The following is a 24819-nucleotide window of genomic DNA, read 5'->3' on the forward strand; positions in this document are numbered from 1 at the left end:
AGAAAACAGGAGGCTTGACCTTGCATTCCCGTAAAATCCCGGAATTACCTTTGCGCCCAGAACGAAAATGACTGACTGATGCGGCTACTGAAAGGCGTAAAAATGGAGGTAAACGGAAGTAGAGGCAGATTCGAGAGAAAACTTCAGGGAAAAATCCACAAAAAGAAGAAAAGACAAAGAGAAAGGAAATACTGCCGGAAGCGTGAAACCGGGCAAACCACTTGCAAGGAAGTGTGGTTTATCCGTCTGGCCAAACCCGTTTGGTCGGGCAAATAAACCATTCTTCCCGGTTTGCCTGCTGTGGGTGACGGCTTGTCCCATTTATGGGCGGGCGGTCACATGCAGCTTTCCGCTACCGGCTCAAAAAAACAGCAAAAAGAAAAAAATCTCAGAAAATCCGTAAAAGCACCTTTGTAGCATAAGCCCAAAAGAAATGGGCCTTGCTTCATCAGTCTAAACTTGTTGTTTAGGCATGAGGCAAAGCCCTTTTCTTCGCTTATGCGGATAGTCGGGACATGGTTGTCAAAACTTGTTTTGGCGATGGTGTGCCGACGAAATAAAATCGCTTTTGCGGAAAAGCCAAATTAGAGTGAAAAAAAGTAGGGAGATTCTGTCGTAATCTCCCGTTTTATTTGTACTTTTGTACTTGAAGAGTTCTTTGAAGGTTACGCAACGCGCAGAAGTATATTTAAGGAGATAACTCTCTTATTCGTAACCTATTACCATAATGAGCGAATAACCTATGCTCATTTTCAATATCTTAGACCTTTTTCATAACTTCCAGTTACAAAGATACAACATCCGAAAGGCAATGTCAAGCAATCCGGTGTTTTTCTTTACTGACGTCCCATTCTTTATACATGCATCAGATATTGCTTGAAGTCCGCGAAATCCTTCGACATCGGCAGGCTCTTCTTCTCACCGCGCATAAAGGCCTGAAGCTTGGCTGGTATTTCTACGGCTTCACCGATAATCTTCTCGACTGTATCCTTGAACTTCGCCGGATGAGCCGTTTCAAGGAACACGCCCGTTTCACCGAGTTTCAGTCCTTCGACCAAAGCGCGGAAGCCGCAGGCTCCGTGCGGGTCGAGCAGGTAATGGTCCTTCTTCCACACTTCCCGCATAGTTTCGGCAATCTGCTCATCGGTATAAGTGGCACCGCTGATTTCGGCAGAGATGGCGGCATGGCTGCCTCCGTAAAGGTCGAGTATGCGAGCAAAGTTGCTCGGGTCGCCCACATCCATCGCGTTAGCAATGGTAGCGATACTGGGACGCGGTGTATAAATGCCCGTCTGCAAATATTGGAAGAAGATATCATTGCGGTTGTTGGAAGCGATAAAGCGTTCCACGGGTAGTCCCATACGCTTGCCGAAAAGGCCGGCAGTGATATTGCCGAAGTTACCACTGGGTACACAAATGACGGCATTGTCTCCCTTACCGGCACGCTTCAGTTGAGCATAGGCATAAAAGTAATAGAATGCCTGCGGCAAGAAACGCGCCACGTTGATGGAATTGGCGCTGGTCAGTTGCAGGTGCTCGTTTAGTTCCCCGTCCATAAAAGCGGATTTAACCAGAGCCTGGCAATCGTCGAACGTACCGTCAACCTCAATGGCCGTGATATTCTGCCCTAAGGTAGTGAACTGTTTCTCCTGGATTTCACTGACTTTTCCCTTCGGGTAGAGCACATAGACGTGTATGCCTTCCACACCGAGGAAACCATTGGCAACGGCACTCCCCGTATCACCGGAAGTAGCCACAAGCACATTGACTTGCTTCTTGCCCTCTTTCTTGATAAAGTACCCCAGCAAACGCGCCATGAAGCGACCGCCTACATCCTTAAAGGCAAGTGTCGGACCATGGAACAGCTCAAGCGAATAAATATTCTCCGTCACCCGGACCAGAGGGACATCGAAACTGAGTGTGTCATAAACAATCTGTTTCAGCGTATCGGCAGGAACATCCTCACCAAAGAAAGCATCTGCCACGCGATAGGCTATCTCCTGAAAGCTGAGTGTATCGATGCTATCGTAAAACTCTTGTGGCAGAGTTTTGATTGTAAATGGCATGAAAAGCCCCTTGTCTGCGGCAAGCCCCTTTACCACGGCCTCTTCAAGAGTGACTTCGGAAGCTTGTTTGTTGGTGCTATAATATTTCATATTAAATTAAAAATTAAAGAATTCATTGATAAACTCGTCTTCTTTCATCAGTCCGTAACTGCCTTCACAGGCTGCCACTTCATCAAATGTCCGTACTTTGTCAGCCTCGATACCCGGATGCCAGATGAGGAATGGAACAGGTTCGGCCGTATGCGTACGGAGCTCGCAGGGAGTGGGATGGTCGGGCAATACGGAGATGGCAACGGGTTCCTCCCAATCCTTCACAGCCTCGTAGATAGGACCTACAGCACGGCTGTCCAGATTCTCAATCGTCATAATCTTCAAGGGGACGTTTCCTTCATGACCGGCCTCATCACTGGCTTCGATATGCAGGTAGACAAAATCATCCGTCCGCAATGCATCGAGAGCGGCAGCCACCTTATTCTCATAGTTGGTATCATAAAGCCCCGTCGCACCTTCTACGGTAATACGCCGCAGCCCCGCATAGTAGCCGATGCCGTTAATCAAATCCACGGCAGAAATCACGGCGCCGCGCCTCACCTGCGGAAACTTGTCTGAAAGGCGCTCCATCTGCGGACGATAACCGGGACTCCACGGCCAGATGCTATTGGCAGGGTCCTTACCCTCGGACTTCCGCTTCATGTTGACCGGATGGTTTTCCAGCAACACTTGCGAACGGATAATCAAATCGTTAATCAAATCGGCAGTCTGCTTCGGAGTAAGCTCTGCACCGCCTTCGGGGACCGAAATATTCTCCGTCCCCTCCATCGGCTTCACCATCAACGGACGGAAAGGCCTCAAAGGGACATCGTGGGGCGGCGTACAGTCAATGCGCTTGTCCCCTCCTTTTATTACCAGCAGATGGCGGTATTGCACGCCCGTATGGAAACGCACGCGGTCGTCGCCCAGATGCTCTTGAAGGTATTTCACCAACACATCCGCTTCCTCTGTAGTGATGTGCCCGGCAGAATGATTCTTGATATTGTCTCCCTCGATGCAGATAATATTGCAGCGCATCGCCATCTCACCTGGCTGCAAGTCCACACCGATGCTCGCCGCCTCCAACGGACCGCGGCCTTCGTACACCTTCGGCAGGTTATAGCCCAGAACGGACATATTCGCCACCTCACTGCCGGGATGAAATCCCTCGGCCACCGTCACCAGCCTTCCCACACGTCCCATGCGTGCCAGCTTGTCCATATAGGGAGTTGCAGCCGCCTGCAGCAAGGTTTTGCCTCCCAGAGCCTTCACGGGCCAGTCGGCCATACCATCACCCAGGATGATGATGTGCTTCAAGCCTCTCCCCCTAACCCCCTCCCCCGTAGGGAGGGGGAATGAGTTACTATTGTTTTGTACTTCCATATTCTTCTCTGCTATATAATTTATGAATGCCAATCTATCCGCTCCCCCTCCCTACGGGGGAGGGAGAAGGGGGGGAGAGGCTTTAAACATTCGCAATACTCATAATATCCGCAAATACCCCCGCAGCCGTTACACCCGCACCGGCTCCGTATCCTTGTATCATCATCGGATATTCCTTATAACGTGCCGTGGTCAGCAGGATGATGTTATTGCTGCCTTCCAGACCGTAAAACGGATGGTTAGCGCCGACTTCCTGCAAGCCGACAGATGCTTTGCCGTTTTCCAGCTTGGCTACGAAACGCCAATGCTTGTTCTCGGCTTCCAACACCTTGCGACGGGCCTCGAAATCGGCATCGAGGCTCGGCACTTTCTTCCAGAAGTCATCCAGGGAGCCTTCAAAGAAGTCATCGGGCACAAAGAGGTTCTTCTCAACATCGCTCTGTTCCAAACAGTAACCGGCCTCGCGTGCCAGAATCACCAGTTTGCGGATAACATCCTTTCCGCTGAGGTCGATACGCGGATCGGGTTCGGAGTAACGTTCCTCCTGTGCCATCTTAATGGTCTTGCTGAAAGGAATGTCGGCACTGATTTTATTGAAGATATAGTTCAACGTACCGCTCAGCACGGCTTCAATCTTCAATATCTTATCACCGCTATGAATAAGGTCGTTAATGGTATTGATGATGGGGAGTCCGGCACCTACATTTGTTTCAAACAAGTACTTCACACCGCGTTGGCGGGCAATCTGTTTCAGTTCACGATAGTTCTCGTATTCGGAAGAAGCGGCAATCTTGTTGGCAGCCACTACCGAAACATTGTGCAGCAGCAAGTCCTTGTAAAGGGAAGCCACGCCTGCACTTGCCGTACAGTCCACAAAGACAGAGTTAAAGATGTTCATACCGATAATCTCATTACGCAGCGTTTCCAGAGAGCTGTCCTTTCCCTTCTCCTGCAGTTCTTCACGGAAACGTCCCAAATCGAAACCTTCGCGGCTGAACATGGCTTTGTTTGCATCGGCAATACCCACTACATTCAGCTGCAGGCCGTTCTCCTGCATCAGCTTCTGGCGCTGGCTGTGGATTTGCTCTATCAGGCTACCGCCTACGGTTCCTATGCCACAGATAAAGAGATTCAGTACCTGATATTCCGACAAGAAGAAAGAATCATGGATGACATTCAGCGATTTGCGCAATGATTTGCTGTCCACTACAAACGAGATGTTGGTTTCCGAAGCACCCTGAGCACAAGCAATCACATTGATACCGTTACGCCCCAACGTACCGAACAGCTTTCCGGCAATACCCGGCGTATGCTTCATGTTCTCGCCTACGATGGCCACGGTAGCCAAGTTCTTTTCTGCCTGAATAGGAGAAATCTCTCCCATCTCTATCTCTTTGGCAAACTCCTCGTTCAGCACCTCGCAAGCCAGGTCAGCATCCGCATTGCGCACACCGATAGACGTTGAATTCTCCGAAGAAGCCTGGGACACAAGGAACACACTGATGCCATTCTTTGCCAGCGCCTTGAAGATACGGTAGTTCACACCGATAACACCTACCATACCAAGGCCTTGCACTGTAATCAGGCTCGTATCATTGATGGATGAAATACCCTTGATGGCCTTGCTTTGCGGGTCGGAAACCTCTCGCTTGATGACAGTTCCCACACCCTCCGGATTGAAGGTATTCTTCACCAGAATGGGGATATTCTTGTGGCAAACCGGATAGATTGTAGGCGGATAGACCACTTTCGCACCGAAGTTACAAAGCTCCGTAGCTTCCACATAGCTCAATTCATTGATAGTGTATGCCCTGGAAATCACACGCGGGTCAGCTGTCATGAACCCGTCTACATCCGTCCAAATTTCCAGACTGTCGGCATCCAGTGCGGCAGCAATGATTGCCGCTGTATAGTCGGAACCACCTCTACCCAGGTTCGTTACCTCTCCCGTCATTTTGTCTGTGGAGATAAACCCCGGAACCAATACGCGTTTGGGCAGGCTGCTGAATGTTTCGCGCACCAACGAATTTGTCAGCTCCGTATCCAGCACATGCTTGGAATGTTTCTTCTCCGTCTTGATAAACTTACGCGAATCAAACCATTCAGCTCCCGTCAGTTGTGCCACGATGATAGATGAAAGCCGTTCGCCATAGCTCACAATCGTATCGGACGTCTTCTGCGAAAGGTCCTTTATCAGATAAATACCCTGAAAAATATCTTTCAGCTCATTAAGCAGTTCGCCAATCTGACGTTGCAAGGCAACCTGCTCCTCGCCTGCCGGAATCACTTCCTTAATCATTTCCACATGACGGTAGACAATCTCCCGGAACTCATTCTCGTAAGAAGCATCACCGGCTGCCGCCATTCTGGAGGTGTTAATCAACTTGTCCGTGATGCCACCCAATGCGGACACTACCACGATAACCGGTTCATCGACTGCTTCTACAATTCTCTTGACGCTCAAAATACTGTTCACGGAACCTACGGACGTTCCGCCGAATTTCATTACTTTCATTTCTCTTTATATTGTTGAGATGGTTGATACAATGTGTCGGAAACAAGCTGATACGGCTTGCATTGACTTTTATTAAATGGAAAAACTGCTTGAAAATGGTGTAACACGTAGAAACACAAAATACTATCCCTAACCCCTAAGGGTCATGGTCCACATGGATGTGACTGTATGCTGATAGTACTTGTTCATTGTCTCTTGTTTCTATCGTTTATGATAAGTGTTGCAAAAGTAACAATAAAAACATTCAATCTATCACTTTTTACGACTTTTTTGCGATAAAAATACAGAAAGCCTTTAAAAAGGCAAGAAATATGCGCAACTTACGGCTTACACTTTCACACTTTCCATACCTTTTTTCTGTATATCCGTTTATTCTTTTCTAACATTTTGCTATCATTCTCAATAGATATCATTATATTTGCATGGAAAACATGAAAGAAAAGTGCGCATGAACCCAGAAAACACTTCCGTTTTGCTAATATACACCGGTGGAACTATCGGAATGATAGAGAATGCAGAAACCGGCGCCCTGGAAAGCTTCAACTTCGAGCAGTTGCAGAAACATGTTCCCGAGCTTCAGAGATTTGCGTTCCGTATCGACACTTATCAATTCGACCCGCCCATGGACTCTTCGGACATGGACCCCGATGCCTGGCGCAAACTGGTACGTATCATCAGCGACAACTACGACCAATACACTGGCTTCGTCATTCTGCATGGCACAGACACCATGGCCTACACAGCTTCCGCACTCAGCTTCATGCTTGAAGGTCTGAACAAGCCCGTCATCCTAACCGGCTCGCAACTGCCCATTGGCGTGCTCCGCACAGACGGCAAGGAAAACCTGCTGACCAGCATCGAAATAGCCACCGACCGCCACTCCAACGGACAGCCCATCGTACCCGAAGTCTGCATCTTCTTCGAAAATCACCTGATGCGCGGCAACCGTACCACCAAAATGAACGCGGAGAACTTCAATGCTTTCCGCTCCTTCAATTATCCGGTACTCGCTTCTGCCGGTATACATATTAAATATAATAATGTGCAGATTCATACACACGGCACTCCCCGCGAACTGGAGCCTCATTATCTGCTCGATACCAACATCGCCATACTGAAGCTTTTTCCAGGTATTCAGGAAAATGTCGTGGCAGCCATACTTGCCACTAAAGGACTGAAGGCCGTAGTCCTCGAAACCTACGGTTCCGGCAACGCTCCCCGAAAGGAATGGTTTCTACGCCGCCTGCATGATGCCTGCGAACAAGGCATCATCATTGTCAACGTCACCCAATGCAGTGCCGGCACCGTTGAAATGGAGCGCTATGAAACCGGTTACCACCTGATGCAGGCAGGAGTTGTCTGCGGATATGACAGCACAACGGAATCTGCCGTAACCAAGCTGATGTTCCTTCTGGGGCACGATTATCCACCTGCCGAAATACGCGAACTGATGGGACGACCGCTGGCAGGGGAAATTACCGTGTGAAGCACAACTATCACTGCACCGGGGTCAATTCTCCCGTCACAGAATCTATTATGAAACCGCTGACATTGACATCATCCGGTATCAGCGGATGGTTGACAATGGCTTCCACCGTACCTTTTACCGATTTCTCCGTATCTTCGAACCCATATAGCCAGGACTCGAAATCCACTCCGCAGAAACGAATCATATCAATCGTCTCCTGCTTGATACCCCGGGTCTTCATATGCTCTATCATCTGGGCACTGCTCATATGGCACGCACCACAATCGGAGTGGGCAATAACCATAACTTCCGTCACTCCCAACTCATAGATGGCCACCATCAGACTACGGATGACGCTACCGAACGGATGTGAAATGATTCCACCCGCATTTTTTATCATCTTCACATCACCGTTCTTGATACCTAAGGCCGCCGGCAGTAAAGCGGTCAAACGGGTATCCATACAAGAGAGGATGGCAATCTTCTTATCCGGGTATTTATTCGTGATGTATTTCTCATATCCCTTCTCGGCAACAAAACGCTTGTTGTATGCAAGAATATCTTCTATCATGGCTTTTATAACATGTTATTGTTTTCTACTCACAAAAATAAAAAAACTCTATGGGAGTCTGCAAGCCCTGCATTGAAAAATTGTACCTTTGGGCAATCATTTTAGAAGGAATGCGCAACTATGGCTAAAGAAAAGACGGTTTATGTATGCAGCAACTGCGGACAAGACTCTCCCAAATGGGTAGGCAAGTGTCCGTCGTGCGGAATGTGGAACACGTATGTGGAAGAGGTGGTACGGAAAGAAGTGGTGAACAAGCGTCCCGTATCGGGCATAGAAACCGCCAAAGCCAAACCCGTAACCCTCCATGAGATTGTAGCCGATGACGAACCGCGCATCGACCTCCATGATGCCGAGCTGAACCGGGTACTGGGTGGTGGTCTTGTACAAGGTTCTCTTGTTTTGATTGGCGGCGAACCGGGTATTGGGAAATCCACCCTGGTGCTACAGACCGTACTCCGCATACCGGAAAAACGTATTCTCTATGTATCCGGCGAAGAAAGCACCCGCCAATTGAAACTGCGTGCCGACCGCTTGACAAGCACCTCCAGTGACTGCCTCATCGTGTGCGAAACTTCCCTGGAACAGATTTACGTCCACATCAAAAATATTCGCCCGGATATAGTCATCATCGACTCCATACAGACAATTTCTACCGAAACCCTTGAATCGTCGCCTGGGAGCATCGCCCAGGTACGGGAATGTTCCGCCTCCATCCTGCGCTTTGCCAAGGAAACGCATACGGCGGTCATCCTCATCGGGCATATCAATAAGGAAGGAAGCATAGCCGGCCCCAAGGTACTGGAACATATCGTGGATACCGTACTCCAGTTCGAGGGCGACCAACACTACATGTACCGTATCCTGCGCAGCATCAAGAACCGTTTCGGAAGTACTGCCGAACTGGGGATTTACGAAATGCGGCAAGATGGATTGCGCCAGGTGAGCAACCCATCCGAACTGCTGCTGAACCAGGACCATGAAGGTATGAGCGGCATAGCCATCGCCTCCGCGATAGAAGGCATCAGACCGTTCCTCATCGAAACGCAGGCATTGGTCAGCAGTGCCGTATATGGTAACCCGCAACGCTCTGCCACAGGGTTCGACATCCGCCGCATGAATATGCTGCTGGCCGTATTGGAAAAGCGTGTAGGCTTCAAGCTGGCACAGAAAGACGTCTTTCTCAACATTGCCGGCGGATTGAAAGTGAACGACCCGGCAATAGACCTTGCCGTCATCAGTTCTATCCTCTCCAGCAACATGGACACGGCCATAGAGCCGGAGGTGTGCATGGCGGGAGAAATAGGTCTGTCAGGTGAAATCCGCCCAGTGAACCGCATAGAGCAACGTATCGGAGAAGCAGAGAAACTTGGATTCAAGCGATTCATACTTCCCAAGTATAATATGCAAGGACTGAACACGAAGAAGATTAAAATGGAATTGATACCGGTACGGAAGGTGGAAGAAGCATTCCGTGCCCTATTCGGATAATCATTATGATACAAGAATACCAACTGCGCGTATTGCCCGAAGTAGCGGCAAACGAGCAACGCCTGAAAGAGTACTTAATACATGAGAAAGGACTGAATGCGCGGGAGATAACAGCAACGCGCATCTTGAAGCGCAGTATCGATGCCCGCCAACGGACCATCTATATCAACCTCAACGTACGGGCATATCTGAACGAAATGCCGAAAGAGGACGAATATCAACATACCTTATATAATAATGTAGAAGGAAAACCCCAAGTAGTAGTGGTAGGCGCCGGTCCCGGAGGACTCTTCGCCGCTCTGCGCCTGATAGAACTCGGTCTACGCCCCGTCATTGTGGAACGTGGAAAGGACGTACGGGAACGCAAGAAAGACTTGGCGCAAATCAGCCGCCAGCAACTCGTCAACCCGGAGTCCAATTACAGCTTCGGAGAGGGAGGTGCCGGAGCTTACTCGGATGGCAAGCTGTACACACGCAGCAAGAAGCGCGGCAATGTAGACAAGATTCTGAACGTCTTCTGCCAACATGGAGCCTCCACTTCCATTCTGGTAGATGCACATCCGCACATAGGTACGGACAAACTGCCGCGTGTCATCGAAAACATGCGGAACACTATCATCCAGTGCGGTGGCGAAGTCCACTTTGAAACACGCATGGACGCCCTGCTCATAGAGAAGGATGAAGTCAAAGGCATTGAAACAAATACCGGCAAGACTTTCCTTGGCCCGGTGATACTTGCCACCGGTCACTCTGCCCGGGATGTATACCGCTGGCTTGCCGCCAACAATGTAGAGATTGAAGCTAAAGGCATTGCGGTAGGCGTACGACTGGAACATCCCGCCACCTTAATAGACCAAATACAATATCACAACCGGAACGGACGGGGAAAATATCTGCCTGCCGCCGAATATAGCTTTGTAAACCAGGTAGACGGACGAGGAGTATATAGCTTCTGCATGTGTCCCGGTGGTTTTGTTGTGCCCGCCGCCAGCGGTCCCGAGCAGATTGTAGTCAACGGGATGAGTCCCAGCAACCGCGGTTCCCGTTGGAGCAATTCGGGAATGGTGGTAGAGCTACGCCCGGAAGACATAGAGCAATTTACTATTGACAATCTACAATTTACAATTTCTATGCAGCACGACAGCGCGGCTAATTGTCAATTGCCAACCGTCAATTCCCCATTAAGCATGATGTACTTTCAAGAATATCTGGAGCGCCTCTGCTGGCAACAAGGCAATATGAAGCAGACAGCACCGGCACAGAGAATGGCAGACTTCACTAAGAAAAAACTAAGTTACGACCTGCCGGAAACTTCGTATGCACCGGGATTGGTCTCCTCGCCTCTCCACTTCTGGATGCCTTCTTTCATTGCAGAACGCCTGAGCAAAGGTTTTCAGTTATTCGGGAAATACAGCCGGGGGTTCTTGACGAATGAGGCGGTCATGATTGGAGTGGAAACCCGTACATCGGCTCCGGTACGCATAACAAGGGATAAGGAGACACTACAACATGTACGCGTAAAAGGACTATTCCCCTGCGGAGAAGGCGCTGGATACGCTGGCGGCATTGTTTCTGCCGGAATTGACGGCGAACGATGTGCGGAAGCGGCAAAGGCATTCTTTAATTAAGCTATAATATTTACATTCAAATTTTTATTTTATCGTTTAATTTGTAAACAATTATCACATATACATTGTTTTATTGTATTTATAGAAATATTTATATGAGATTCATCAGAAACATTGTATGCTTTCTATTTTTCTTACCTTTCATTGCCACAGCGCAAACCTATAAATACATCGGAGTGGAAAACGGATTAAGTAACCGCAGAATCTTCGACATTCAAAAGGATTCAATAGGTTACATGTGGTTCCTCACCAACGAAGGCATAGACCGGTACAATGGAAAAGACATCAAACATTACAAATTAATTGAAGAAGATAAAAAGTCAAACTCCCCCATCCATCTTGGCTGGCTATATTTTGAAGACCAAGGGAAATTATGGGTAATAGGCAAATCCGGATGCATTTTTCAATATAACCAAGAACGCGATTCGTTCAACAGGATATATAAACTGCCCAAAGCATCGGTCAATATCAGCTGCAGCTATATGGATCACAATAATAGAATTTGGCTATGTAGCAAATACAGTATCATTCTCTATGACACAAAGACCGGAGAAACCCATCAAATGCCCAATGAATTAAAAAGGAGCATTACAAGTATCGAACAAATAGACAATAACCACTTCTTCATGGGCACCAGCAAGGGAGCGCGATACGTCAAACTCGAAAACAAAACATTGCAGATTGTCCCTCTTGAACCTCTTGACAAAATCCGGGCCCAAATCAGTGCACTCTATTTCCACCAAGAGTCACAAAGACTTTTCATCGGTACTTTTGAAAAAGGAGTCTTTGCCTACGACATACGGCAACAACGAATTATACACTCCAATACAGATTTGAGCGATGTAAACATCGCCCGAATCAGACCTCTGAACCGGACAGAACTATTGATAGCGACAGAAGGTATGGGCATACACAAAATCAATGTGAACTCGTGCATCTCGGAACCGTACATCACCTCCAACTACAAAAGTTACAATGAGATGAACAGCAATAACATCAATGACATTTATATTGATGAAGAAAAGCGGATATGGATAGCCAACTACCCGGAAGGGATTACCATTATAGACAACCGGTACAAAAACTACAACTGGATAAAGCATTCCATCGGAAACAGACAATCGCTGGTCAACGACCAGGTGCACTCTGTCATTGAAGACAGTGACGGAGACCTATGGTTCGGAACAAGCAACGGAATCAGCCTTTATCAATCAAAAACCGGGCAGTGGCATTCATTCCTGAGCTCTTTCGACCATCAACTGAAAGACAAGAACCACATCTTCATTACGCTATGCGAGGTATCACCCGGCATTATTTGGGCAGGAGGATATACTTCGGGAGTATACAAAATAAATAAAAGGACACTCTCGGTAGAATATTTCTCCCCTTACCTGCTCAATCCGGACAACATTCGTCCTGACAAGTATATCCGCGACATTGTAAAAGACTCCAAAGGATATATCTGGTCCGGAGGGTTCTACAATCTGAAGTGCTTCGATTTGTCCCTGAATTCTGTCCGTCTGTATCCCGGAATAAATTCCATCACCGCCATTACAGAAAAGGACGACGGACACATGTGGATTGGGACAAGTACCGGACTATATCTGTTGGACAGAGAGTCAGGCAGATTCCAATATATCGCCTTGCAGGAAGAGGCGACCTATATCAACACACTTTACCAAGCGGAAGACCTCTCTCTATATATAGGAACAAACGGCTCCGGAGTGGTTGTATACAACGCAAAGGACAGTACGTTCAAGCATTATCATAAGGACAATTGTGCCTTGATTTCAAACAACATCTACACCATACTCCCCGAGTCGGACGGGCATATCCTGATGAGCACTGAAAACGGGATCAGCTGTTTCCACCCTGCGGAGAAGATATTCCACAACTGGACCAAAGAGCAAGGGCTGATGTCCTCCTGCTTCAGCGCCTCTTCCGGAACGCTACGCAAGAACAAGGGTTTTGTCTTTGGCAGCACAGACGGAGCCATCGAATTCCCCGAAGGAACCCGTCTTCCCAAGTACATCTACTCCCCCATGATACTCAGCGATTTTCAGATATTCTATCAGACAGTCTTTCCCGGCAGTATGAATTCCCCCTTGAAGGAAAACATCAACCAGACAGACCGGTTAAAGCTGAAATATAACCAGAACACTTTCTCTCTCAACATTTCATCCATTAATTATGACGCACCGGACAATGTCACTTTCTACTGGAAATTGGAAGGATTTTACGATGACTGGAACCGACTGAGTGAAGAAGGGCATCTCCGCTTCACCAATCTTGCCTCGGGCGATTACAAGCTTTGCATACGGGCGGTATCCAAGGAAGAGCCGTATCTCTATTTTGAAGAGCGAAGTATCGACATCAGCATTGCGCGTCCCGTCTGGTTCAGTTTTTGGGCTATAGCTTGCTATGTTTTATTGGCGGCATTGATGTTCATTACCGGTTTTCGTATCATAGCACTGAGAAAACAAAAAAAGATATCCGATGAGAAAACCCGCTTCTTTGTCAATACCGCACATGATATCCGCACGCCATTGACACTGATAAAGGCACCTCTGGAAGAAATGCTTGAAAACAAGACATTGAACGAAGCCGAGACCAACAATATGCACATGGCACTGAGAAATGTCAATTCACTCCTGCACATGACCACCAATCTGATAAACTTCGAACGGGCAGAAGTATATTCCTCCCATCTGTACATAGCAGAATATGAACTGAATACTTATATAAAGGAGATATACAATATTTTCCGTACATACGCTGCCATAAAGCACATTTCTTTCAGATATGAAAGTAACTTCAGTTACATGAATGTGTGGTTCGATAAAGAGAAAATGGACTCCATCCTGAAGAACGTCATATCCAATGCCTTGAAATATACTCCTGAAAAAGGTGACATACTCATTTCCGTATATGACATTGGAAATACGTGGAGACTGGAGATCAAAGACAATGGCATAGGGATTCCAGCCAAAGAACAAAGGAAATTATTCAAGATGCACTTCCGTGGTACAAACGCCATTAACTCCAAGACCACGGGGAGTGGCATCGGTTTAATGCTGGTACGGAAACTGGTAAACCTGCACAATGGCAAAATACACATTGAAAGTACCGAACATCAAGGCACTACTATCAGAATCACCCTGCCCAAAGATAAAGAACAGTTCAAGCACTTCACATTGGCAATCAAAGAGAAGAAGTCTGCCTATGAACTGGACGTTCCCATTACTCCTTCGGAACGTACCGACTCTTTCCTGACCGAAGACAAGGACAAACTGCAACGTATCTTGATTGTAGAGGACAATGACGAGCTACGAAACTATCTGCTCCAGTCATTCTCCCCCAATTACAACGTGCAAGTATGCGGTAACGGCAAAGAAGCGCTTGCTATTGTAAAACAATTCTGGCCAGAACTGATTCTTTCCGACATCATGATGCCGGAAATGCGAGGAGACGAATTATGTACAGCCATCAAGAGCGACATCGAAACTTCCCATATCCCGATACTACTGCTGACGGCACTGGGAGATGAAAAAAACATTCTTGAAGGTCTCCAGATCGGTGCTGACGAATATATTGTAAAACCCTTCAGCATAAACATACTGAAAGCCAGTATAGCCAATCTGCTTGCCAACCGTGCATTGCTACGTAAGAAGTATGCAGATTTGGAAATCAATGCAGCAGAAGAGGAACCTCCTACAGCTACTTGTTCCAATAGCCTTGATTGGATATTCATGTCCAATGTAAAGAAGAACATCGAAGATAACATAGATAATCCCGATTTCACAGTAGACACCTTATGTTCTCTCCTGAACATGAGTCGCACCAGTTTCTACAACAAGCTGAAAGCGCTAACCGCCCAGGCCCCGGCAGATTTCGTACGGAATATTCGTTTGAAACACGCTGCCAATTTACTAAAAGAGGGAAAATATTCTATTACCGAAGTCGCAGAAAGAACCGGTTTCTGCGATGGGAAATACTTCCGGGAAGTCTTTAAGAAGTATTTCAATGTCAGCCCCAGCCAATATGCGAAAGGAGACACTCCCCGCTCCCCCAAAGGAGAGGGAGAATAGTTCTGCATAGGAGAATTTTTCATTTTGCAGCCCCACACAGCCAAACCCTAAAAAATTATCCGTATTTTTGCAGAAACAAAAAACGAGAATGACTCCTGAAATAGCAATCGTCGACTCCAACACCCTCTCCTGCCTGGGACTGCAGAACTTGCTGGAGGAAATCATCCCGACAGCCGTCATCCGCTCTTTCCGTTCCTTTGGTGAGCTGATGGATGATACGCCTGACATGTATGTGCATTACTTCATCTCCTCGCAGATTTACTTCGAGCATACCGCTTTCTTTCTGGAGCGCAAACCCAAAACCATTGTGCTGGTCAACGGTGAAACCGTTCCCCAATTGTCGAGCGTGCCGACGTTGAACATCTATCAGGACGAACAGAACCTGGCAAAGAACATTCTGCAGCTGCGTCAATACGGAGACCAATACCACCTGCACCAAGGCAGACCGGAGTCTGCCGGACACGCAAACATGGCACCAGACACCACCAGCCACGACCTTTCCGCCCGAGAAATAGAAGTGCTGGTGCTGATTACCAAAGGCCTCATCAACAAGGAGATTGCCGACAAACTGAACATCAGCCTGACCACCGTCATCTCACACCGCAAGAATATCACCGAGAAGCTGGGCATCAAGTCCGTATCCGGGCTGACTATCTATGCAGTCATGCACGGATATGTGGAAGCCGACAGAATATAATCCTGCAACCGGAACACATCAGAAGCGGAGTTTTTCAGAAAGGCTCCGCCCTAATCAGTGTACTTGTATGCCAAAGTTTACTCCACGATGGAACGATATTTTCCACATGATAGAACGATTTAAGATTAGCACTCCAAGAACGAAATCCTAATAAATGAGGATTGCCCCTTCCGCAAGAATCCCCTTACTTTGCAGGTACAAAAAAACAGTTTATGAACAGATATAGAATTTTAGCCGGCATCTTCTGCCTTTTGGCAACCGGCAATGTACTTGCCGAAGAGGCAGACACTTTGAAAGTGGTAGACGTAGAGGAAATAACCGTCATTGCTACCCCAAAAGAAAACCGGAAACTGCGCGAGCAGCCCACTGCCGTCACCCTGCTTTCGCAACAGGACATGCAGAACGCACAAGTAAACTCCATCAAGAATCTGACATCCGTAGTGCCCAATATATTTATCCCCGACTACGGATCTCGACTGACTTCGGCTGTCTATATCCGCGGCATAGGTTCACGCATCAACACTCCCTCCGTAGGACTTTATGTAGACAATATACCTTATATAGACAAGTCAGCCTTCGACTTCAGCTATGCCGACGTAGAGCGCATCGACGTGCTACGCGGTCCGCAAGGCACGCTCTACGGGCGCAATGCTATGGGCGGATTGATTAAGGTACACACCAAATCTCCCTTCTCCTACCAGGGAACGGACTTCCGCATGGGGGCAGGTACGCACAATGCCTATAATACCTCGCTGACCCACTATCATCGGCTTTCGGAACGGTTCGCCTTTTCCACCGGAGGGTTTTACGATTATCAAGGAGGATTCTTCCGCAACACGGTGAGGGACGAGAAAGCGGACAAGGGGCAATCGGCAGGCGGACGCATCCGCGCCATTTACCTCCCTTCGGACAACTGGAAGGTGGACCTGAACATCAACTACGAATACAGCGACCAGAGAGGATACCCGTATTTCTATCAAGGTAGCCTGGCCCCCGAAGCACAGAGCGAGGCGATGAAACCCTACATTGGAAAGGTCTCCAACAATGCCCGAAGCAACTATTACCGCAACCTGCTGAACACCGGTCTGAACCTGGAATACCAGGCACAGCACTTCACGTTGAGCATGGTCACCGGCTACCAGTTTCTAAAGGACTGCATGGACATAGACCAAGACTTCACCGCCAACGACATCTATACCTTGCAACAGAAACAATGCTCCCACGCACTGAGCGAGGAAATCATCTTGAAGAGTAAAAGCGGCAACCGCTGGCAATGGACCACCGGTGCCTTCGGCTTCTACCAATGGCTGAATACGGAAGCTCCCGTAACCTTCAAAGAAGCCGGAATGGGGATGCTGAACCAGATGTTGGGTAGTGTCATTCCATCACAAATACAAGTAGAGATGGGTCCGTCCATGAGCATGAATATCCTGCCCTCACTGGGCATCATCAGCCGGGCTATGCCCATCGGAGGCAGTTTCGACACTCCGCTGCTGAATGGGGCGCTCTTTCATCAATCCACCTTCAGAGATTTATTCGGGCTGAAAGGAGTGTCCTTCACCGCCGGGCTACGTTTGGATTATGAACGTATGAACATGGATTACAACTCCGGCACCAGCCTGGAGTACAAGGTGGGCATCAAGGGAGAAATGAAGCGAGGCGATGTCGTCATCCGCGAAATAGAGATGATGCCGGAGACAGCGCTGACCGTAGAGTCTCGCTACCTGGGAAGTATCGACAAAGATTATCTTCAGCTGTTGCCCAAGTTTGCTTTGCAGTATGACTTTGCGCGAAACAGAGGAAACATTTACGCTACGGTCAGCAAAGGTTACCGTTCGGGAGGCTACAACGTGCAGATGTTCTCCGACTTGCTGCAATCCAGTTTGAAAAACGACATGATGCGGCAAAGCAAAGAGGCGATTATGTCCAACGTACCGGATGCCTACAAAGAGTTGGTAAGCAAATACTTCCCCGATGCAGGAGAGAATCCGGATGCAAAATCTGCCACTGTCTATAAACCCGAACAAACCTGGAACTACGAAATAGGAACTCACCTGAATCTGTTTGACGGACGTCTGCATGCCGACGCCTCCATCTTCTGGCTGGAAACCCGCGACCAACAGATTTCACGTTTCGCCCCAAGTGGACTGGGACGTGAAACGGCAAATGCCGGTAAAAGCCGCAGCCAAGGGGCAGAGATTGCCTTGACAGCTGCCGTTACTACGGATTTCACGCTGAATGCAAGTTATGGCTATACTCGTGCCATCTTTAAGGACTACATCACCAACGAAAAAGTAAATGGTGAGCTTCAGGAAATCAGCTACAATGGCAAGTATGTCCCTTTTGTTCCCAAGCATACCATGAACGTGGGCGGTCAGTACATCTTCCGCATCCGTCCGGGGTACTGGCTGGACCGCATCCAGCTGAATGCTAACTACACCGGTGCCGGGCGCATCTACTGGACCGAGAAAAATACCGTGAGCCAAGCCTTCTACGGCACGCTGAACGGACGCATCAGCTTCCAGAAAGGACATGGACAAATTGACTTCTGGGTGCGCAATGCCCTCAACAAGGATTACGCCTCCTTCTACTTCAAGAGTATGGGAAACGGATTTATGCAGAAAGGACGTCCCGTGCAAGCAGGGATAGAACTACGATGCAGATTCTGATTTCCTTATTCATTGATAGCTCCGCAATGCGGGCAGACTCCCTTCTCCCTTAATTTCTGCCCGCATCTGCCGCAACGATAGCGTGAAGCCAGCAGCGAAATACGAAGCCTTTTGAGGAATACCCATACAAAAGCAGCCAAAAACAAGTATCCGACGTAGATAGATGTAGTAAGGATAAAGAAGAAATAACAGAAGATGCAGCAGGAGGCCAGCCCCAACAGATAGAATACGGCCGCCGCCGGACTTAACTGGCGGAACAAATCGTCGAGTACCGCCAGCAACACCACGATAAACAGCCAGAATCCCATCAGAAAAGCAGAAAGCACAAACGGTACCTTGAACGGCGACAAGGTAGGATTAAAATAGAAGTGTTGCCACGTCTCCGGCGCAAACACTTGTATAGATTCGTAAATAGTGGCACAGAACGCCATCAACAGACATAGCAACAACGGATAGAGACTGTCTATATCATTAAAGTACACCATCCTTAGCTGCTTGCGCCGAAAAGCCCGGAACAGCCAGACTGTCACAAACAAGGCAAAAATAATGATAAAATAAGAGGCATGGGTATCACTGAACAAGTAGATGGCCTGCGAAATGCTGTCTGTAGGAACAAAGGCATGCATCATTTCGGACTCCCGCAACCAGCCCTGCACTTCCTGCGAATGGGCAAGCTTCACCCATACACTATCCACACTGTCGGCAGGATGGATGGCGAACTCGGCAACCACCACGCGGTCTCCCCGATAAAGCATATTATAACAGTCCTTCACGGGCAGACAAGCCAAATTCACAGAATCTGCCAGCACTTCCAGATTGGTATTCCAAGTATAATGCCGTTCAAAAAGATAGGTCAGCGAATCACGCGTCTCCTTAGACAGATGTTCATCTTCAAGATTAGGACGGGAATAATGACAGGAAACTAAAGCAATGAAGCATAAAAAATAAAGAATGCAGAATAGGAGGGAACGCAGTGAACGCAAAGGATGTTTGTCCCTGCCCGCTTCCCGGTACCGGTCATTTGCCAGCCTTTCATTATGTGCCCGTTCCTCACTCCTCATTTTCAAGTCTTTATTAGTAATTCCTCATTCTTCGTCCTTCATTAAAGCGGCTCTTCATGAGCAATGACTTTCATCTGGCAATTCTTACAATCAAACGACAAGCGGAAACGCTTGCCGTCCGTCCCAACCAAATAATAAGGTTCCCTATAGGGAGAATGTCCTTTCTGATAGGTGGGACACCATCCCATACTGAAACGCAGGCAATGTTTGCAGAACATGAGCACAGCCTCTGGAACCGCTTGTGCCTCATAGGCAGGCGCTATAGACGAGAGTCCATGCTCACGGTAAAAACTCCGGGCAGCACTGTTCATCACATTGCCCAGATAGGTCAGCGAAGTAGCTGGGAAAGCATGGCTGGTCGGTTTCCAAACAGCCAGCTCACGACGATAAGTAACACGCCGAGCCTCAATCAGCTTATCTATCACCTGCCGGCGCCAGTCTGCCACCACAGAAGCAGGAATGAACCAATTCGCAGAAAGATTGAGCCTGATACCCGACGCCTCTTCTGATAAATGCCCGGCTACCTCGAAAGGTGTATTTCCCAACTTAGCCAGTTGGCTGCGCAGGTTATCCGCCTGCGGTGTACGTGCCAACTCCTTCGGATAAGGGAAAGAAAGTGTCACGCGGTTATCATCTTCGTCCGCAGCCGTCAGGCTAAATCCGAAAGAATTATCTGCCAACTCCCAACAAACACCGATTTTGCGTTCGGAGGATTTACGGGTAAGGATACGTTCAAATTCCTGGTCGAAGTTACGATAAAGCCGGGTACGTGGTTTAATACGGGGCACTTCCCCTGCCGGATAGAGCTTGTTGCCATCCACCCGGTTGATACGGAAACCTTGCAAACGTCCTTGCTCATCCAAGAAGCAGACACCGTCTCCGTTGTGGAAAGGCTTTATGCCTGCCACCGTGAGATAGCCCCCGCGCTGTTCCTTCAAAGTGCCCATCTCCTCTCCCAAAGATTTGGGCGTATCGAACGAAGTGATCTCCCCTCCCCTTCCTTGCAGGAAGTAATGAGTGAAACCACGACTGAAACTCTTGTCCAACTGTGGCTGAAAATCGAAACGGCAAGTGCCCGAAGAGGCACGGGCATATTCCTTGCGACGGGCAAAAATGGCATCGAGTCGCCTACGGTAAGCCGCCGTCACATTCTTCACGTACGTCACATCCTTCAAGCGGCCTTCTATCTTCAAGGAAGTGGCTCCGGCATCCAGCAGTTCTTCCAACACCTCACTTTGGTTGAGGTCTTTCAAAGAAAGCAAATGCTTATTACGCACAATGGTCTTGCCATCGGCATCTACCAGACTGAAGGGTAAACGGCAGAATTGCGCACATTCCCCCCGGTTGGCACTCCGTCCGAAACAAGCCTGGCTGACATAGCACTGCCCGCTATAACTGACGCAAAGAGCCCCGTGTACAAAGACTTCGAGCGGCACGTCGGGACACGCCTCATGGATACCGCGTATCTCCTGCAAAGAAAGTTCGCGTGCCAACACCACCTGACGGAAACCGGCATCGGCAAGGAAACGTACTTTCTCCGGCGTACGGTTATCCATCTGTGTACTGCCATGCAACGGGATGGGCGGCAAATTCAGCCGCGTAATCCCCATGTCCTGTACAATCAGCGCATCCACACCGATACGGTACAATTCCCAAATCATCCTCTCTGTCTCTTTCAGCTCTTCTTCTTTCAGAATGGTATTGACCGTCACATAGATACGGGCATTATACAGATGGGCATGCTCCACCAAAGCGGCAATATCCTCCAAAGAGTTGACAGCAGCAGCACGCGCACCGAACTTGGGTGCACCGATGTAGACCGCATCCGCTCCATGATTCACAGCTTCTATGCCACACTCCAAATTCTTGGCAGGAGCCAGCAGCTCTATTTTACGTTGTTTTATCATTGTTCAATTACGAGTGACAAGTGACACGCTACTCACTCTATATCATTAATATTATACGGTGTCTCCTGATATACAAAATAATTCAGCCAATTGGAGAACAACAGATTGGCATGGGCACGCCAACGCACCAACACTCCTTTGTCCGGGTCATCGTCCACATAGTAGTTACGGGGTATCTCGATGGGCAGGCCCTTATTCAAGTCACGGCGATACTCTGTGTCCAGCGTCAACGGAGAGTATTCCGAATGGCCGGTCACGAAGAACTCACGCCCTCCACGGGCCACCGCCATATATACACCGGCATCCTCCGACTCGGAAAGCAGCGTCAATTCCGGAACCTTCTGTATATCTTCCCGGCGCACTTCCGTGTGGCGGCTATGCGGCACATAGAATATATCATCAAATCCACGGAAAATGGGATGCAACGGTTGCAAGGTACGATGTTCAAAGATACCGAACATCTTCTTATCCAGTGCATACTTCGGCACTCCATAATGATGATAGAGCCCTGCCTGCGCCGCCCAGCAGATGTAGAGCGTAGAGGTGACATGCGTACGCGCCCAGTCGAAGATTTCAATAATCTCATCCCAATAAGTCACCTCCTCAAAATCCATCTGCTCTACCGGAGCACCGGTGATAATCATGCCATCGTACTTTTCACCGCGCATCTTGTCGAAATCCGTATAGAATGTTTTCATGTGTTCTATCGGAGTGTTCTTGGAAGTATGGCTTTTTATCTTCATGAACGAGATTTCCACCTGAAGCGGAGTATTGGAAAGCAGACGCACCAAGTCCGTTTCCGTTGTAATCTTTAGCGGCATCAAGTTCAGAATCACGATACGCAGCGGACGGATATCCTGCTGGGTTGCCCGGGAATTATCAATGACAAAAATATTCTCCTCTTTCAGCAACTCGATAGCGGGTAGTTTATCGGGTAAATTTAAAGGCATGAGTTTATATCTATGGTTTAACTTATTACTGTCTACTATTTTAGCGTGTAAAGTTAGGCAAAAAATCAGAGTGTGATAAATAAATTATAAAAGTTTTATCGATTTATCCCTTTTCATTTAACACGTTTAATTACATTTGTACCCGAAACCTATTAAAAGTTATTAAAAAATAAGGTTAAAAAGCACTGCGGCATCAAGCGTGATACTGATAATTAGCATCCAAAAGCGTAAAAGACTTTTCCATACCGGTTATAGCTCTGCTAAATCCACATTTTTAAGACAAGGTTCATTGAGTATAACTGGGAAAGCGGAAAAACCGTTGCCCCGCAATAATAATATAATGAAAAAACTTATTCTTGCAAGAGGAGTCTTAGCTGCCTCTTTATTCTGCTGCGTGTCCTTAGGGAATACAGCTTGTGTGAACCGGATTGACGAAGAATCAGAAGCGGAAATCGAGGAAGGGACGACGCCTATCACGTTCTCTATCAAAATAGAAAAGGCCAGTACCAAGGTCACAAACACCGCCTTTGAAAAAGGAGACAAAATGGGCTTGTTTGCAACCACTTCCTCCGGCTCTATCAAGGGGAAACGGTATATTGACAATCTGGCTCTGGAATATACGGAAGGCTCTACACTGATTCCCCAAAAGACAGTATTCTATCCGGAAGGAGATGTGCCACTGGACTTTATCAGTTACCACCCTTACCAAACCGAAGGGGTAGTTGCCGGTACACCCGTTCTTCCCGTATCTGTACAGATAGACCAAAGCAATGAGAAAAACCGCGCACAAAGTGACTTCTTGGTAGCTAAAGCGCAAGGAATCACCAATAAAACCAAATCTGTAACCCTGGAGTTCCAACACAAGCTGTCCAAACTGGCAATCTCTCTGACACCCGACACAAGCAACTCTGCCAATGATTTGCTGAAAGCCAATCCGCGTATCATCGCAACCGGGCTCAAGACCTCGGCCGATTATAATCTGGAAGACGGGACTTTCAGTAATCTTACGGGGACACAAGACATCATAGCCTCCGGTGAATGGAGTGTCAAAGACAACAAACTTACCGGCAAGGAATTCATTATCATACCCCAAACGATAAATGATGGCAAGCAATCCTTCATTATGGAGTGGAGCGGACGTATATACAGTTGTGCAATACCCGAAGTGGAAATGAGTAGCAGCACGCAATGTATCATCAACATATCAGCCATGCAGAGCAACAGCAACGTCCTGAGTAGCTTTGCCGGCAAAATCAAGGAATGGAGCAGCCTCCCTCCCATCGACACCGACAATATGGAAGATTACACTGCCATACATATTTCCGCTCTCTCCTTTTCTCTTTCAAATGTGTACAGAATTTATCACGAAGGGATACCCATTGCAGAAGTCTGCAAGGAATATCTCAAATCAGCGTCATTGACTTCCAGAGCCGTTATAGCCTATCCCATAGGTAAAAATGAAAAGGCCGACCTGAGCAATGGCGTCATCCTACAGCTTGCGGACCGTAAAGACACCATCTGCGGAGGAAGAATAAGCTGGAATACAGACGACTATGGATTTACCTACACTAAAGGGGAATATACCGGCATAGACAAGCTCTATATAGACAACAGCCATAAACTACTTCTGGAAAAGCCGGAAAACGCCATCAAGGTGAATGTGGCATGCTACACCCTTCGAGACATCAGAAAAGGAGTGTCTACCGAATACCCCATTGTCAAGATTGGAGCCCAATACTGGATGGGTAAAGAACTCCATGCCACCACCTACCGTGACGGAACTCCCTTGAAAAAACAGATTGATTTGGGAACAGACAAAGCCGGATATTACAAGCCGGATAAGTATGATATTTATTTTTACAATGGAGAAGCCATACTGGCAGGAGAGCTGGTACCCGAAGGCTGGAAAATACCATCGGATGCAGACTGGGAACAGCTGAAAAGCTATACCGGCAACGACAGCTCCATACTAAAAGCCGGAGAATGGCAGACAATGGTATCCGGTGAAGTAGCCCCCGTCAACAACTATACCCGGTTCAATGCTTTTCCCGTAGGAATGTGGTACAACAAGGGGCACAACAGTCCAAACAAAATGACCGCCTTCTGGAGTTGGGATCATACAAAGCATACCCTTTCGGAAAGCACCATTTATTTTCTCGGCGAAAGCGACGAGTTTGTCTCAAGCGCCGCCCATGTCACCGGCAAGCCCTACTATAAAGCTCTTTCCATCCGCTGTATAAAAGAATAGCCGGCAATTTCGACATTTCTCATTTCTTTTTTGTATTTTTGTTCCCAATG

15 protein-coding genes are annotated in these 24819 nt (G+C 48.0%); 8 read left to right on the forward strand and 7 right to left on the reverse strand.

Annotated elements, in window-relative coordinates:
• The first annotated feature begins 78 nt into the window (after window positions 1–78).
• Window positions 79–276, forward strand: a complete 198-nt coding sequence (locus HUX74_RS07015; RefSeq protein WP_174646420.1) for a hypothetical protein — start codon at window positions 79–81, stop codon at window positions 274–276.
• 578 nt (window positions 277–854) lie between these two features.
• On the opposite strand, the gene thrC is transcribed toward HUX74_RS07015, so the two are convergent.
• The 3 genes from thrC to thrA all read right to left on the reverse strand — a co-directional run bounded on the left by thrC (window position 855) and on the right by thrA (window position 5994).
• The gene (thrC, locus tag HUX74_RS07020) at window positions 855–2156 is read right to left on the reverse strand and encodes a threonine synthase (protein ID WP_117599244.1); all 1302 of its coding nucleotides are present in this window, start codon (window positions 2154–2156) and stop codon (window positions 855–857) included.
• A gap of 6 nt (window positions 2157–2162) precedes the next feature.
• Entirely contained in the window at window positions 2163–3413 is a 1251-nt protein-coding gene (locus HUX74_RS07025; RefSeq protein ID WP_174646748.1) for a cofactor-independent phosphoglycerate mutase, read from the reverse strand.
• A 148-nt stretch (window positions 3414–3561) separates the two neighbouring features.
• On the reverse strand, window positions 3562–5994 hold the full coding sequence (gene thrA / locus HUX74_RS07030; protein WP_138346142.1) for a bifunctional aspartate kinase/homoserine dehydrogenase I: 2433 nt from the start codon (window positions 5992–5994) through the stop codon (window positions 3562–3564).
• Window positions 5995–6442: 448 nt separating this feature from the next.
• Here thrA and HUX74_RS07035 point away from each other — a divergent pair, with 448 nt between their 5' ends.
• Window positions 6443–7480, forward strand: a complete 1038-nt coding sequence (locus HUX74_RS07035; protein WP_117966348.1) for an asparaginase — start codon at window positions 6443–6445, stop codon at window positions 7478–7480.
• Between the two features lie 10 nt (window positions 7481–7490).
• On the opposite strand, the gene HUX74_RS07040 is transcribed toward HUX74_RS07035, so the two are convergent.
• Window positions 7491–8033, reverse strand: a complete 543-nt coding sequence (locus HUX74_RS07040; protein WP_117599240.1) for a carbonic anhydrase — start codon at window positions 8031–8033, stop codon at window positions 7491–7493.
• 120 nt (window positions 8034–8153) lie between these two features.
• Here HUX74_RS07040 and radA point away from each other — a divergent pair, with 120 nt between their 5' ends.
• From radA to HUX74_RS07065, 5 genes are all read left to right on the forward strand, one after another.
• The gene (radA, locus tag HUX74_RS07045; RefSeq protein ID WP_117599239.1) at window positions 8154–9521 is read left to right on the forward strand and encodes a DNA repair protein RadA; all 1368 of its coding nucleotides are present in this window, start codon (window positions 8154–8156) and stop codon (window positions 9519–9521) included.
• Window positions 9522–9526: 5 nt separating this feature from the next.
• On the forward strand, window positions 9527–11149 hold the full coding sequence (locus tag HUX74_RS07050) for an NAD(P)/FAD-dependent oxidoreductase (protein ID WP_174646421.1): 1623 nt from the start codon (window positions 9527–9529) through the stop codon (window positions 11147–11149).
• A gap of 95 nt (window positions 11150–11244) precedes the next feature.
• Window positions 11245–15237 carry a hybrid sensor histidine kinase/response regulator transcription factor gene (locus HUX74_RS07055; protein ID WP_117599237.1) on the forward strand — a complete coding sequence of 1331 codons (3993 nt, stop codon included), beginning with the start codon at window positions 11245–11247 and terminating at the stop codon, window positions 15235–15237.
• A gap of 88 nt (window positions 15238–15325) precedes the next feature.
• Window positions 15326–15934 (forward strand): LuxR C-terminal-related transcriptional regulator, encoded by a 609-nt coding sequence (locus tag HUX74_RS07060; RefSeq protein ID WP_117599236.1) that lies wholly within the window; start codon window positions 15326–15328, stop codon window positions 15932–15934.
• A gap of 212 nt (window positions 15935–16146) precedes the next feature.
• Entirely contained in the window at window positions 16147–18603 is a 2457-nt protein-coding gene (locus HUX74_RS07065; protein ID WP_174646422.1) for a TonB-dependent receptor, read from the forward strand.
• Window positions 18604–18608: 5 nt separating this feature from the next.
• Here HUX74_RS07065 and HUX74_RS07070 read toward each other — a convergent pair whose 3' ends face one another.
• Genes HUX74_RS07070 through metA form a run of 3 tightly spaced genes read right to left on the reverse strand, consistent with a single transcriptional unit; the run spans window position 18609 to window position 22521 of the window.
• The gene (locus HUX74_RS07070; protein WP_117599234.1) at window positions 18609–19664 is read right to left on the reverse strand and encodes a hypothetical protein; all 1056 of its coding nucleotides are present in this window, start codon (window positions 19662–19664) and stop codon (window positions 18609–18611) included.
• A gap of 41 nt (window positions 19665–19705) precedes the next feature.
• Window positions 19706–21571, reverse strand: a complete 1866-nt coding sequence (locus HUX74_RS07075; protein WP_117966336.1) for a U32 family peptidase — start codon at window positions 21569–21571, stop codon at window positions 19706–19708.
• A gap of 32 nt (window positions 21572–21603) precedes the next feature.
• Complete coding sequence (gene metA, locus HUX74_RS07080; RefSeq protein WP_117599232.1) at window positions 21604–22521, reverse strand: homoserine O-succinyltransferase; 918 nt, start codon at window positions 22519–22521, stop codon at window positions 21604–21606.
• Window positions 22522–22861: 340 nt separating this feature from the next.
• Between metA and HUX74_RS07085 the strand changes: the two genes are divergently transcribed.
• Entirely contained in the window at window positions 22862–24769 is a 1908-nt protein-coding gene (locus HUX74_RS07085; RefSeq protein WP_117599231.1) for a fimbrillin family protein, read from the forward strand.
• Window positions 24770–24819: the final 50 nt, after the last annotated feature.

The organism is Bacteroides sp. Marseille-P8574, assembly GCF_902825465.1.
Taxonomy (GTDB): domain Bacteria; phylum Bacteroidota; class Bacteroidia; order Bacteroidales; family Bacteroidaceae; genus Bacteroides; species Bacteroides uniformis.

What these genes read in the sequence shown, in the direction of transcription:
- HUX74_RS07085 (WP_117599231.1), top strand. Translation starts at nt 22,862, where the DNA reads ATGAAAAAACTTATTCTTGCAAGAGGAGTCTTAGCTGCCTCTTTATTC.
- thrC (WP_117599244.1), bottom strand. Translation starts at nt 2,156, where the DNA reads ATGAAATATTATAGCACCAACAAACAAGCTTCCGAAGTCACTCTTGAA.
- radA (WP_117599239.1), top strand. Translation starts at nt 8,154, where the DNA reads ATGGCTAAAGAAAAGACGGTTTATGTATGCAGCAACTGCGGACAAGAC.
- thrA (WP_138346142.1), bottom strand. Translation starts at nt 5,994, where the DNA reads ATGAAAGTAATGAAATTCGGCGGAACGTCCGTAGGTTCCGTGAACAGT.
- HUX74_RS07075 (WP_117966336.1), bottom strand. Translation starts at nt 21,571, where the DNA reads ATGATAAAACAACGTAAAATAGAGCTGCTGGCTCCTGCCAAGAATTTG.
- HUX74_RS07050 (WP_174646421.1), top strand. Translation starts at nt 9,527, where the DNA reads ATGATACAAGAATACCAACTGCGCGTATTGCCCGAAGTAGCGGCAAAC.
- HUX74_RS07065 (WP_174646422.1), top strand. Translation starts at nt 16,147, where the DNA reads ATGAACAGATATAGAATTTTAGCCGGCATCTTCTGCCTTTTGGCAACC.
- HUX74_RS07055 (WP_117599237.1), top strand. Translation starts at nt 11,245, where the DNA reads ATGAGATTCATCAGAAACATTGTATGCTTTCTATTTTTCTTACCTTTC.
- HUX74_RS07040 (WP_117599240.1), bottom strand. Translation starts at nt 8,033, where the DNA reads ATGATAGAAGATATTCTTGCATACAACAAGCGTTTTGTTGCCGAGAAG.
- HUX74_RS07035 (WP_117966348.1), top strand. Translation starts at nt 6,443, where the DNA reads ATGAACCCAGAAAACACTTCCGTTTTGCTAATATACACCGGTGGAACT.
- HUX74_RS07070 (WP_117599234.1), bottom strand. Translation starts at nt 19,664, where the DNA reads ATGAGGAGTGAGGAACGGGCACATAATGAAAGGCTGGCAAATGACCGG.
- HUX74_RS07015 (WP_174646420.1), top strand. Translation starts at nt 79, where the DNA reads ATGCGGCTACTGAAAGGCGTAAAAATGGAGGTAAACGGAAGTAGAGGC.
- metA (WP_117599232.1), bottom strand. Translation starts at nt 22,521, where the DNA reads ATGCCTTTAAATTTACCCGATAAACTACCCGCTATCGAGTTGCTGAAA.
- HUX74_RS07060 (WP_117599236.1), top strand. Translation starts at nt 15,326, where the DNA reads ATGACTCCTGAAATAGCAATCGTCGACTCCAACACCCTCTCCTGCCTG.